The sequence below is a fragment of the Pseudomonas sp. MPFS genome (genome assembly GCF_022537035.1).
In the GTDB taxonomy this organism is placed as follows: Bacteria; Pseudomonadota; Gammaproteobacteria; order Pseudomonadales; family Pseudomonadaceae; genus Aquipseudomonas; species Aquipseudomonas sessilinigenes.
In genome coordinates this window covers 1,116,795-1,128,390 of record NZ_CP066123.1, presented here as the reverse complement: position 1 = coordinate 1,128,390, position 11,596 = coordinate 1,116,795, and the positions used below count along the sequence as shown (strand labels likewise).

Below are 11,596 nucleotides of genomic sequence, written 5' to 3'. Positions count from 1 at the left end.
ATCAGGCAGGTTGCAGGCTGCCGTGGACCACTTGTGGAGCTGGCGGCGCCTTCAGGGCAGTGCCCATGCCGGCGCGCAGCAGCAGGATCTTCAGGTGGTCGGTAATGCGCTCGACCCGATCCTGGAAGTGGTTGTGGAAGATCATGCTGCCCAGGGCAATGGCGATACCCAGGGCCGTGGCGTACAGCGCGGTGCCGATGCCCTTGGAGACTTCGCCCGGGTCGGAGACACCGGTCTCGGCCAGGGCCTTGAAGGTGTCGATGATCCCCAGGATGGTCCCCAGCAGGCCCAACAACGGCGCCGCAGTGACCACCGTCTCCAGCAGCCACAGGCCATGCATCAGCTTGCTGCGAGTGGCGATGTAGATCGACTCGCTGAGGTCTTCCAGGTCCTTGTGGCTGGCCAGCCCCTGCTTGTGGGCGAACAGTTCGGCGACCATCTCCAGCGGCAGGCTGTTGCGCTCGCGCAGCTGCGCCGGCAGGTCGTCGACGCTGTGCATCTTCGGGTTGAGCACGGTCTCCAGTTTCTTCGCCTGGCGCAGGCTGAAGCTGAAGTAGATACCCCGCTCCACTGCGATGAAGGCGGCGATCGCGGCGGCGCCGTACATGGTGTAGAAGGTGATGTCGTGCAGCAGATTCATGTCCATCGTCATGTCCTCTTGTGCCTGAAACGAATCAGAACGCAGCTTCCAGGGAGACCATCGCGGTCCGCTCCTCGCCAACGTTGTAGTAGGCGGTGCTCGGTGCCAGGCCATTGGTCTTCACCGAGTTGAACGACACGGTGCGGGTCGAGGCCAGGTATTCCTTGTCGAACACGTTGAGCATCGAGAAACGCAGGGTCGCGGACTTCAGCACCTTCTTGTCCACCGGCAGGTGGATACCGGCGTTGAGGTCGAACACGGTGCGCCCGGAGATCTTCTCGTCGTTGGTCAGGTCGCCGTAGAAGGCGCCGACGTACTTGCCGACGACGTTGCCGTAGTAGCGCGAGTCGTCGTAGCCCAGGCTCAGGTTGAACATGTTCTGCGGCACGTTGACCAGTTGCTTGCCGGAGGTCGGCAGCAGCACGTTCTTGTTGGTCAGGTCGTCCATCTGCTCGGACTTGGTGTAGGTGTACGAGGCGTAGTAGTTGAAGTTGTGCGGCAGCAGCCCGCTCCACTCCAGCTCCAGGCCGCGGTTCTTCACCTCGCCGACGTTGGCCACCACGTAGTCGCCGTTGAGGTCGGTGGTGGAGATCTGCCGGTCCTTGAAGGTGATGTAGAACAGCGTCGCGCTCAGGGCCATGTTGTCTTCGCTGTAGCGCCAGCCCAGTTCCTGGTTCCAGCTCAGCTCGGGTTTCAGGCTGATGGAGTCGCCCTTGTTGTAGAGCACGTAGTTGGGCGGCGTGCGCATGTTGCGGGTGACGTTGTAGAACGCCTGGTTGTTCGGGTCGATCTGGTACTTGGCGTTGAAGCTGGGCAGGAACTCGTGATAGCGGACATTACGCTTTTCCGGCTTGTCGGTCAGGCTGCCGAGGTTGTTGCCGTCACGCTCCACATGCTGGTACGCCAGGGCCCCGGTCAGGGTCAGGTCCGGGGTCGCCTGCCAGGTGTCTTGCACCCAGAGCTTCTGCGCCGGGGTCACGGTGTACTGGTGCCGGCCCTGGACCGTAGCGCCATTGCGATCCACCAGTTGGTCGGAACCGTTGTAGTCGCCCCAGACGTTCTCGGGCGCGCCATTGCCCTTGATGCCGATGAAGGGCTGGGTCTGGCGCTGGCGGGCACGCTCGTACCAGTAGCCGAAGTCCAGGCTGTGCTCTTCGTTGAGGTCCCACTTGAGCTTGGTGGTCATCCCCGGGCGCCAGGTCTCGGTCCAGGAGGGCCGGTAGTAGCTGCCGCTGGGCAATCCGCTCAGGTCATAGTTGCCGGCCTTGCTGGAAGAACTGGACAAGGTCGTGGCGGTCTGGCCGCTGAAGCTGCCGCCGTTGGACCATACGTAGTACGGGTTGAAGGTCAGGCTCAGGTCGTCACGCAGCTGGAAGCGCTGGGTCACCGAGGCGGTCAGGCTTTCAAAGGGGTTGCGGTTGAGCTTGTAGGACTGGGACACGCTACCGTTCTTGAACACGGTGCTTTCCGAGTAGTCCACGCGCCGGCCCTGGGTTTGGAACTGGGCCTTGCTGACGCTGTTGTAGTTGTAGTTCTCCTGCTTGTTGTACTTGAAGATGGCGTTGGTGGAGTTGCCATTGCCGTCTTCGAACAAGGTGTTCCACTCCACCTTGTCGGCACGCAGGGTGCCCTTGCCCTTCCACTTGTCGCCTTCGGTATGAGAGGCCGAGACCCAGGTCTTGAAGCCTCCCAGGTCGCCGGTGTTCAGCCGGGCGAAGGATTTGCGCAGGTTGTTCGAGCCCACCGACTGCTTGACGAACACACCAAAATCCTTGGTCGGGCGCATGCTCACCAGGCCGATGTTGCCACCGCTGGAACCGATATGCGGGCCATCGGCCTCGGAGGAGCCCTGGGTGACGAACACTTCGCTGAAGTTTTCCGAGTCGCCCATCAGGTTCGGATAGATGGCGTAGTCACCCGAGTCGTTGATCGGGAAGCCATCGGAAGAAAGGCCCACCTGGTCGGAGTTCATCCCGCGCATGGTGAAGCTGGTGCCGCTCAGGCCCGTGGCATCGCTGCTGGAGACGTTGATCCCCGGGGTGTACTTGAGCTTGTCCACGGCGTTGGCAGTGGGCGCCATCTGGTCCATGGCTTCCTTGGTCACGGTGGAGCGCGCCTTGGCGCTTTCTTCCTTGATCATGTGGCCATTGCCCAGGGACTGTTTGCCGGCAACGTTCACCGCACCGACGTCCACGGTATCGTCGGCCAGAACCAATGGCGCAAAACTGCCCAGGCCCGATGCCAGAAGCAGGGCATAAAGTTTATTGATCTTCACGGGTCAATCCCTTGCTTACAACTTTCGTTAATAGGTGATGGGTTATTCCACGTTGTAACTAAAGGTCGCGGTGAACCGTTGCTTGTTCTTGCCCGAGAAGGCGTCCGCCGGGAATGGCGAGACCTTTTCCACGCGGCGCAAACTGGTTTGCGCGGCACGGTTGAGCAACATGTTCGGCGCCTTGTTTTCGATGCCACTGTCGAGCACGTTGCCGGCCCGATCGACTTCCAGCCAGATCACCACATCGCCCTGGGGACGCTGCAACGAGGCCTCGCGGCCGCTGGGGTATTGCTTGTGCTTTTCCAGTTCCTTGCGCAAAGCGGCGGTGTACAGGCTTTCCTTGATGGCACTGGCTGGCGCCGCGGATGCGGGGGCCGGTGCGGGGGCCGGTGTCGCCACCGGTGGTTTTGGCGCCTCGGCCACGGCGGGCTGCGGCGTCGGGGTGCTCTTGGCCACCTGTGCCGGGGCCGGTTTAGGCGCCACGGGCTTGGCGGGCTCGGGCTTGGCCACCAGCGGCTTGGGCACCATGGGCTTGGGCTTGACCACCGGCTTGGGCTTGGGCGGCTCGATCACCAGGGGTTCTTCATCCGGGACCACCACCGGCGGCTCGGGCTCGATGGGCAACGGCTCCGGTTCGGGCGGTGGCGGCTCGGCCGCGGCCAACAGCTCGCTGGCATCCACCAGGGCCACTTCCACGGTGCTTTCGTCATACACCGGCGTGATCTGCAACTGCTGCAACTGGCTGCTGTAGATCACCAGCAACAGAAGGCCGGCCGGCAGCAGGCACGCCAGCAGCTTGCGGGTTCGATAGAGACTGAACATGGCGTCAGGACTTGCGTGTGGCGATGGAGACGGACGAGAAACCATTGCCCTTGAGCAGGTCCATCACCGAGACCAGGCGCTTGACCTCAACGCCCTGGTCGCTATTGATGATGATCACCAGCTTTTCGCTGCCGGTATTGAGCACCTTGAGTTGTGCCAGCAGCGCACCTTCATCCAGGTCCTGGCCATCGAGTTGCAGGCGTTCCTGCAGGCCCAGGGTGATGACCGCCTTGTTTTGCGGTTTCAACTGTTGCGCGGTGCTGGCGACCGGCAACTGCGTCTTGATCCCCACGGCCGGGATCACGTTGAGACTGATGAGTACGAAGAACACCAAGAGAAACATCATCACATCGATCATCGGGATGATTTCGATATGGGCTTTTTTCTTTTTAGCTACATCCCAGCTGCGCATCGACTTGCTCCTGCTTCAGCCATCCCTCCCCTATGAGAGCTGAATCACAACCCTCTCCGATCCTGACCATGTACTCAGGAATGCGCAGATCATCCGCGCCTCGTGTAACGGTTTGGTGACAGAACGAAGTGATATCGATGAATGTTCGGGAGCTCTGGGACAGGCTTCTCAGCGCAGGACGATGAACCGGCCGAGCATCTTGTGCTGTTTGAAACCCAATACCGCCTGCAGGGAGTCCAGGACTGCCTGTGGGTCCTTGCTGGAGAAACTGCCACTGATCCGCCGCGAGCCCAGCTCATCGTTGAGCAGCAGGATGCGTCCGGGAAAATACCGGCGCAGGTCCGCGACCACCTCGGCCAGGGGCGCGTGATAGTAGTTCAACCAGCCCTGGCGCCAGGCCAGTTGTGTCGCGCTGTCGGCGGCGTGCAACGGATCGGCTTGGCCCTGGCCGTAGGCCACCTGCTGGCCGGCGCCGAGCACCTGCAGGGGCGCACCCTCGGCCGGCGTGACCCCGACCCGCCCGGACAGGACCGTGACCTGGGCACCCCTGGGTTGCAGGCGAACTTCGAACTCGGTGCCCAGGACCCGGGCCTCGCCCTGCTCGGCACTCACCACGAAAGACTCGCCGGTATGGCTGACCTTGAAGAAAGCGACGCCGCGCCGCAGTTGGACATGCCGCTGGCCGTGGCTGAAATCCACGGCGATGGCGCTGTCGGCGTCCAACGTGACTTCACTGTGATCGGCAAGGACCACCGTGCGCACCTGCCCCTGGGACGAAACGTAGTCGGCCCCCAGGTCGTCGACCCAGTGACGCGGTTGCCAGCCAGCTCCCAGGGCCACTGCCAACAGCACACTGGCAGCCATCGCCAGCCCCACCGACCAGCGTCGGCGGGCATGCCCCTTGGCCCCATCCATGCGCTGCAGCAAGCCTTGCAGGGCCTGGGCGTCTTCGGCGGCCAAGGTACGTGCCGGCTGTTCGCTCAACTCCCACAGCACCTGGGCCTGGGCATAGGCCTCGACATGGGCCGGGTCGGCTTGCAACCACTGGCTGAAGGTGGCCTGGTCGCCACTGCTGGGCTGGTCGTGGAGCAGGCTCAACCAGGCCAGGGCGGCCTGTTCCTGGGCGGGCGTCGGGGTGACGGTGGAGCGCTGGTTCACGGGGCATTCCTTGGCGTACGCGTGGTCGAGGGTTCCCGCAGGCTGGCCTTGCAGGCTTCGAGGGCGCGCATCATATGTTTTTCCACGGCGCTTTGGGACAGGTCCATGGCCTTGGCGATCTCGGCGTACTTGCGTCCGTGGATACGATTGAGCAGGAAGATCTGTCGGGTGCGCTGGGGCAGGTTGCGCAGGGCAGCCTCCACATGACGCAAATCGTTGCCGGCCTCCAGCACGGCCTGGGGCTCCAGGCCATGCTGGTCCTGCTGCTCCGGGACCCAACCGGCGCTGACGCGCACCCGCGCGCCCTCGCTGCGCAAATGGTCGATGGCGATGTTGGCGGCGCAGCGCAACAGGTAGGTGCTCAGCTCCTCGACCTGCACCAGGGGGCGACGCCAGAAACGCAGGAACAGGTCCTGCACCAGGTCCGCGGCGGTCGCCCGGCAACCGACCCGACGGCTGACCAGGGCTTCCATCTGCGAGCGTTGGGACAGGAATACCTGGAGAAAATGCGCGCGGCTCCCCAGGGGATCGTGGTGATCCAGCTTGCCGGGTTCCGGAGGCAGGGCATTCATCGGCCAGCTCCCGATCAGAGCTGGGCCAGGGCCGCGAGCGGGCTGGCCAGCAAGCTGGCGCCCGCCATCGACAGCACCAGCCGCGGGCGGTACGGCAATAGCAGGACCAACAGCAAGGCACTGCACATCAACACCGCGCACCACTGCACCAGCCCCAGGCTCCAGCCGGTGCCCTGCACGGCAGCGACCAGGGACAACCCCAGCAGCAGCCAGCCGCCCAGGCGCAGCCCATGACGGCGACGGGGCGTCGGCTTGCTGCCCAGCAACTCGCCGTGGTGCCGATCCAGGGACAGGCACAAACCGGTGAAGCCGGCATAACAGAGCAACAGCACCAGGAGCATTCAATCCACCTCGGTATCAATCAGCCGCGAACGAGCACGCCGCTTGTGGGGGTCGGGCGTCGGGGTTGCGCGCTGCATCTTGCGCGCCGCCCAGCCCAGGAACAGGCCACTGACCAGGCAAGCGAGGTCGAAGCCGGCCAGGGTCCAGTCTCCCCGGCTGAGGAAACCATCGGCCAGGTGTGGCCCTGTCAAGGCATCCAGCAATGGGATGCCGGCCAATAGCAAGGCCGCCAGGCTCAACTGCTCGATCCAGGCACGACGACCGCGGCGCACCAGGGCGTGCAGCAGGCTCAGGCCCCAGGCAATGAAGAAAGCGTTGACTTCCCAGTCGGCGCGACCGGCAAGACTCACCGGTAGCAGGCGGTTGGCCCAGAAAAAGGCCGCCACCGCCAGCACCAGCCCAGGCATGCTGGCGATGTTCAGCACCTCCACCAGGCGCAGTTCGAAGGGCATGGCTGGGCTCTTGGCATGCTTGAGCTGGCGCTTGCCGAGCCAGATCACCAGCCCGGTGCCGATCATCGCGGTGCTGGCCAGGCCGCAGATGAAGTACAGCCAGCGCAACACCGGTCCGGCGAACACCCCCATGTGCAACCCATAGAAGCTGCCGCCAATGGCCTTGGGCAGCGACTGCCCGGGACTTTCCGACAATGGCTGGCCGGTGACGCCGTTGAACGCCAGCGCGCTGCCGAAGTTGCGGGCCACCTGGTCGGCCCCATGGCGCATGACCTGCACCGAGGCGTTCGCGTCTCCCGGATGGTTCACCACCACCCGCTGCGCACGCCCTCCCGACCAGTGCTGCAAGGCTTGCCTGAGCATCGGTTGCAAGGGCGCCAGCGGCGCCCGTTCACCTGCAGCCGGGGTGTTGCGCGCGGCCGGTTGCAGGTCCTGGAAGAAGGCATTGTTGTCACCCTTGTAGGCGATCAGGACACCCGCCGGCATGACCATGGACATGAAGATCACCAGGCTGCTGTAGGTGATCATCAGGTGGAACGGCAGCACCAGCACGCCCAGTGCGTTGTGCCCATCGAGCCAGGTGCGCTGGCCCTTGCGCGGGCGGAAGGTGAAGAAGTCCTTGAAGATCTTCTTGTGGATGATGATGCCGCTGACCAGGGCAACGAACATCACCATGGCCGCCATGGTCGACAGCCAGCGCCCCCATGGGTAGGGCATCTGCAATTGGAAATGGAAGCGATAGAAGAACTCGCCGCCCCGGGTCTCTCGCGCATGCAGCTCGCTGCCCGTGGTCGGGTCCAGCAGCTTCTCGCTGAAGGCGCCGCGCTCGCCCGGTTTACCCGGTGCCTGCCAGGCCACCGACAGGGCCGGCTCACGGGCATCGGGTAGGCCGATGAACCAGCGCTGCGCGCCCTGGCCATGCTGCTCCAGGTAGCGCTGGGCCAGACCCAGGCTGGCCTCGACATTCACCGCCCGCGCCGGGATCTCGGGCTGCATCCAGTGGCTGATCTCGTGCTTGAAATAGGACAGGGTCCCGGTGAGGAAGATGGCGAACAGCAGCCAACCGAACAACAGCCCGGTCCAGGTGTGCAACCAGGCCATGGACTGGCGCAAACCCTCTTTCATGGCAGGGCCACCCAATAGGCGCTACCGGCCACCAACGCCAGTAGCAGGCAAGGCAGGAGCAAGCCGAACCAGGCGTGCCAGGCCGTACGACAGGCGAAGCACCAGATCACCGCCAACAGGTAGAACAGGAACGAACTCATCATCCCACTGAGCACCGCGTCGACCTTGGACAACGGCAGCAGCAGGGACAGGCAGGCGCAGGCCAGCGCCGCCAGCAAGTAGCCGCCCAGGACCGCGGCGCCGACCCTTGATGCCACTGCCAGACGATAGGAAGCGGGAATCCCGCCGGCCTTGCTCTTCATGTTCGGACCTTGCAGCAAAAGAAAGCCCGGGCGCGCATGCCCGGGCACAGGAGGAGGACAATATTAATGATAAATATTCTCATACGCAAAAGACTCGAAGCGTCACCGCCCCGCCCGCCCATTCGCGCCAATTGCCGGCGGTCGCCTGCGTTCCTGCTGTACCTGCGGGACGGCCTTTGCCAGGCCAAGATCGGCTGCGAACCAGGCATTTCCATCACCACGGTCAAACGCCACCCGCACGATGACTTCGGGCCGCAACCACGGATCCTGTACGTGTAGACTTCGGTCGCGTTCTGGGCCGCCCAAACGAAAACGGGCCTGCAATGCAGGCCCGTCGGGTCGAGGGAAAATCCAGCTGTCAGCTATTGAGCGCAGCTTGCTGGTTTTCCAGGAATTCTTCTTCGAGCAGGGCATCCGCCTCACTGCCGTCATTGTCGGACACTGCTGCCGGGCGCTTGGCGCGCAACTTGCCGAACATGTGCTCCAGGGCACTCTCCAGCTTGACGGTGGCGCCGTCGATGGCCTGCTCCAGGGTATCGGCCTTGTGGGTCACGGAAATCGGCTGGTGCCCCTTGGGCCGGGCCTCCAGCTGGCAACGCAGGTCATCGGGACCCGACTTGCCGCCGTTCTCGTCACGCAGATGGACCACCACTCGGGTCAGGTCTTCCTCGTAACGTTCGAGCGTGCTTTCAACGGTGCTGCGCACCCACTCCTCCATCCGAAGGCTGCTTTGAATATGGTTATCGCTATGGACTTGGATTTGCATAGTTCTTCCCTTATTTCAGCTTGCTCGCAAGAGGCCTGGAACCTGGCTTTGACCAGCATTTCGTGACCTCTTGATTACACAATTAGGCACGGCGAAGAACATTTCAACCCCTGGAAAAATATAAATATTCATACGCAAATAAAGCCGGACAAACCGCCAGGGCGCTGTTAGTGTGGGGAGTCAGCCGCGCTTGCGACACGACGCGAAACAGCTCATTCCTGCCCCTCTCCCAGGGGGTGCAGACCGCGAAATATCTCCGCCTCCTCCACCAACCAGTCATGCACCGCCCGCACCCCGGGATGGCTCAGCGCACCGGGCGCATAGAGCAGCACATAGCGCTTGTGATTGGGCACCGCGACACCGAATGGCACGATCAGGGTGCCGCGCTCCAGCTCGTCGTTGAGCAGGGTGCGCCGGGCGATCGCCACCCCCATCCCGGCGATCGCCGCCTCGATGGTCAGGTGGTTACGGTTGAAGGTATGGCCACGACGCACATCCGCCCCCTCGAAGCCGATGGCATTGAGGTAGAACTCCCATTCGGCATATTCGTAGCTGCCACGCCAGGCGGTGATGTCGTGCAGCAGCGGAAAGTGCGCCAGGTCCGCCGGACCATGCAGCGGTGGTCGCCCGCGCAGCAGGCTCGGCGCGCACACCGGGAAGATCTGCTCGTCCAGCAGGGCGGTGGATTGCAGGCCCGGATAGCTGCCGTCGTTCAGGTCGATGGCCAGGTCGAAGTCGCCCTCGTGCAGGGCCACGCTGCTGTCTTCCGCCACCAGCCGCAGCTGGATCTCCGGATAGCGCTGCTGCAAGCGCGGCAAACGCGGGGTCAGCCACTTGCCAAGGAACGACGGGATCGAGCGCAGGCGCAAGGTACCGCCGATCATGCCCGCATCCAGGCGGCGCAATTCGGCATCGATGCTGCCGTAGGCCTCGCTCACCGTAAGGGCCAGGCGCTGGCCCTCGGCGCTCAGCTCCACCCCCCGGGCCCGGCGGTGGAACAGGCGAAACCCCAGGCGCTCTTCGAGCTGGCGGATCTGCTGGCTTACCGCCCCGGGAGTGATGTGCAACTCCTCGGCGCAGCGGGTGAAGGACAAGTGCCGCGCGGCACAGGAAAACACATGCAGCCAGACGTAGGTCTGGGCATGAAACTGACGACTCATCGTTTAGCCCTGCTAAAGGATCTCTTAGGAAGTTTCGTTGGTCACTGCTGAATGACCGAGGCAGTATCGCCGACATTGCGCTTGGCCTACAAAAAATGGCAGCGATCTACCTTCCATTGCTTGTAAGGCTTTAGCATGGCTATCAGTGTTTTCGATCTGTTCAAAGTTGGCATCGGTCCGTCCAGTTCCCATACCGTCGGCCCGATGCGCGCCGCCGCGACCTTTGCCCAGGCGCTGTTCGAGCAGGGCCTGCAAGGGCAGGTGCGGCGCGTGCAGATCCGCCTCTACGGCTCCCTCTCCGCCACCGGTGTCGGCCACGCCACCGACCGCGCCAGCGTCATGGGCCTGATGGGCGAATGGCCGGACAGCATCGACCCGCGCAGCATCGGTCCACGGATCCAGCAACTGCGCGAAAGCGGCCAACTGCTGCTGGGCGGTCGCTCGAGCATCGCCTTCGATTGGCAGCAGGACTTGCTCCTGCTGGACGAAAGCCTGCCCTACCACCCCAACGCCATGACCCTGGTCGCCCTGGGCGAACACGGCACCCTGCTGGAGCAGACCTACTACTCGGTGGGCGGTGGCTTCATCGTCGAGGCCGCGCAAGTCGAGGCCGGGACTGACGCCGGCGCCAGCGTGCAACTGCCCTACGACTTCAACAGCGCCGCCGAACTGTTGGCCCTGTGCAAGACCCACGACCTGCGGGTCGGCGAGTTGATGATGGCCAACGAGCGGGCCTGGCGCAGCGACGCCGAGATCCGCAGCGGCCTTCTGCATATCTGGTCGGTGATGCGCGAATGCGTGGAACAGGGCCTGAGCCACGAAGGCATCCTGCCCGGCGGTCTCGACGTGCCACGCCGCGCCGCCAAGCTGCATCGCAACCTGCTGGAGATCGGCAAGCCCAACGTCATCACCTCGACCCTGTCGGCCATGGAGTGGGTCAACCTCTATGCCCTGGCGGTGAACGAAGAGAACGCCGCCGGCGGACGCATGGTTACCGCGCCCACCAATGGCGCGGCGGGGATCATCCCGGCAGTGCTGCACTACTACATGAAATTCAACCCACAAGCCTGCGACGACGATGTCGTGAACTTTTTCCTCGGCGCCGCTGCGGTGGGCATCCTGTGCAAGAAGAACGCCTCGATCTCCGGCGCCGAAGTCGGCTGCCAGGGTGAAGTGGGTTCGGCCTGCGCCATGGCCGCAGCCGGCCTGGCGGAAGTCCTGGGAGCCACCCCGGAACAACTGGAAAACGCCGCCGAGATCGGCCTGGAGCACAACCTCGGCCTGACCTGCGATCCGGTGGGCGGCCTGGTGCAAGTGCCCTGCATCGAGCGCAACGCGATTGCCGCGGTGAAGGCGATCAACGCCACCCAGATGGCCCTGCGCGGCGACGGCCAGCATTTCATTTCCCTGGACCGGGTGATCCGCACCATGCGCGATACCGGCGCCGACATGCACGACAAATACAAAGAGACTTCACGGGGCGGCCTGGCGGTGAGCTGGGTGGAATGCTGAGGAGCGTTCCCTGACCGTCCGTAACACGTGAGCCCGAGCAAGAATAATAACGAGGCGA

Annotated in this window: 12 protein-coding genes; 1 reads left to right on the top strand and 11 read right to left on the bottom strand. The window is 63.7% G+C overall.

From position 1 onward, the window contains the following. Position 1 precedes the first annotated feature (1 nt). The 11 genes from I9018_RS05070 to I9018_RS05020 form a co-directional block, all read right to left on the bottom strand. On the bottom strand, positions 2-646 hold the full coding sequence (locus I9018_RS05070) for a MotA/TolQ/ExbB proton channel family protein (protein WP_068584027.1): 645 nt from the start codon (positions 644-646) through the stop codon (positions 2-4). A 28-nt stretch (positions 647-674) separates the two neighbouring features. After that, entirely contained in the window at positions 675-2,915 is a 2,241-nt protein-coding gene (locus I9018_RS05065; RefSeq protein WP_241108871.1) for a TonB-dependent receptor, read from the bottom strand. Between the two features lie 42 nt (positions 2,916-2,957). Next, the gene (locus I9018_RS05060; protein ID WP_068584032.1) at positions 2,958-3,737 is read right to left on the bottom strand and encodes a TonB family protein; all 780 of its coding nucleotides are present in this window, start codon (positions 3,735-3,737) and stop codon (positions 2,958-2,960) included. Positions 3,738-3,741: 4 nt separating this feature from the next. Continuing rightward, a complete protein-coding gene (locus I9018_RS05055) occupies positions 3,742-4,149 on the bottom strand; it encodes a biopolymer transporter ExbD (protein ID WP_068584035.1) in 408 nt (135 codons plus the stop codon). A 168-nt stretch (positions 4,150-4,317) separates the two neighbouring features. After that, positions 4,318-5,307, bottom strand: coding sequence for a FecR family protein (locus I9018_RS05050; protein ID WP_068584038.1), 990 nt, complete (start codon positions 5,305-5,307; stop codon positions 4,318-4,320). After that, positions 5,304-5,879, bottom strand: a complete 576-nt coding sequence (locus tag I9018_RS05045; RefSeq protein ID WP_068584041.1) for an RNA polymerase sigma factor — start codon at positions 5,877-5,879, stop codon at positions 5,304-5,306. Before I9018_RS05045 ends, I9018_RS05050 begins: the two co-directional genes overlap by 4 nt. Before the next feature lie 14 nt (positions 5,880-5,893). Then, the gene (locus I9018_RS05040) at positions 5,894-6,220 is read right to left on the bottom strand and encodes a DUF3325 domain-containing protein (RefSeq protein WP_068584046.1); all 327 of its coding nucleotides are present in this window, start codon (positions 6,218-6,220) and stop codon (positions 5,894-5,896) included. Beyond that, on the bottom strand, positions 6,221-7,798 hold the full coding sequence (locus I9018_RS05035; RefSeq protein ID WP_241108870.1) for a PepSY-associated TM helix domain-containing protein: 1,578 nt from the start codon (positions 7,796-7,798) through the stop codon (positions 6,221-6,223). Then, positions 7,795-8,100, bottom strand: coding sequence for a DUF3649 domain-containing protein (locus tag I9018_RS05030; protein ID WP_241108869.1), 306 nt, complete (start codon positions 8,098-8,100; stop codon positions 7,795-7,797). The genes I9018_RS05035 and I9018_RS05030 overlap by 4 nt, the downstream gene beginning before the upstream one ends. A gap of 358 nt (positions 8,101-8,458) precedes the next feature. After that, positions 8,459-8,866 (bottom strand): HPF/RaiA family ribosome-associated protein, encoded by a 408-nt coding sequence (locus I9018_RS05025; RefSeq protein ID WP_031320917.1) that lies wholly within the window; start codon positions 8,864-8,866, stop codon positions 8,459-8,461. Positions 8,867-9,078: 212 nt separating this feature from the next. Further along, positions 9,079-10,026 (bottom strand): LysR substrate-binding domain-containing protein, encoded by a 948-nt coding sequence (locus I9018_RS05020; RefSeq protein WP_068584064.1) that lies wholly within the window; start codon positions 10,024-10,026, stop codon positions 9,079-9,081. Positions 10,027-10,161: 135 nt separating this feature from the next. Here I9018_RS05020 and I9018_RS05015 point away from each other — a divergent pair, with 135 nt between their 5' ends. Next, a complete protein-coding gene (locus I9018_RS05015) occupies positions 10,162-11,538 on the top strand; it encodes an L-serine ammonia-lyase (protein WP_124345778.1) in 1,377 nt (458 codons plus the stop codon). Positions 11,539-11,596 lie beyond the last annotated feature (58 nt).

Bases quoted from the DNA above. Each gene is read 5' to 3' on its own strand.
- I9018_RS05070 (WP_068584027.1), bottom strand. From the start codon at position 646: ATGGACATGAATCTGCTGCACGACATCACCTTCTACACCATGTACGGC.
- I9018_RS05060 (WP_068584032.1), bottom strand. From the start codon at position 3,737: ATGTTCAGTCTCTATCGAACCCGCAAGCTGCTGGCGTGCCTGCTGCCG.
- I9018_RS05055 (WP_068584035.1), bottom strand. From the start codon at position 4,149: ATGCGCAGCTGGGATGTAGCTAAAAAGAAAAAAGCCCATATCGAAATC.
- I9018_RS05045 (WP_068584041.1), bottom strand. From the start codon at position 5,879: ATGAATGCCCTGCCTCCGGAACCCGGCAAGCTGGATCACCACGATCCC.
- I9018_RS05040 (WP_068584046.1), bottom strand. From the start codon at position 6,220: ATGCTCCTGGTGCTGTTGCTCTGTTATGCCGGCTTCACCGGTTTGTGC.
- I9018_RS05035 (WP_241108870.1), bottom strand. From the start codon at position 7,798: ATGAAAGAGGGTTTGCGCCAGTCCATGGCCTGGTTGCACACCTGGACC.
- I9018_RS05030 (WP_241108869.1), bottom strand. From the start codon at position 8,100: ATGAAGAGCAAGGCCGGCGGGATTCCCGCTTCCTATCGTCTGGCAGTG.
- I9018_RS05025 (WP_031320917.1), bottom strand. From the start codon at position 8,866: ATGCAAATCCAAGTCCATAGCGATAACCATATTCAAAGCAGCCTTCGG.
- I9018_RS05020 (WP_068584064.1), bottom strand. From the start codon at position 10,026: ATGAGTCGTCAGTTTCATGCCCAGACCTACGTCTGGCTGCATGTGTTT.
- I9018_RS05015 (WP_124345778.1), top strand. From the start codon at position 10,162: ATGGCTATCAGTGTTTTCGATCTGTTCAAAGTTGGCATCGGTCCGTCC.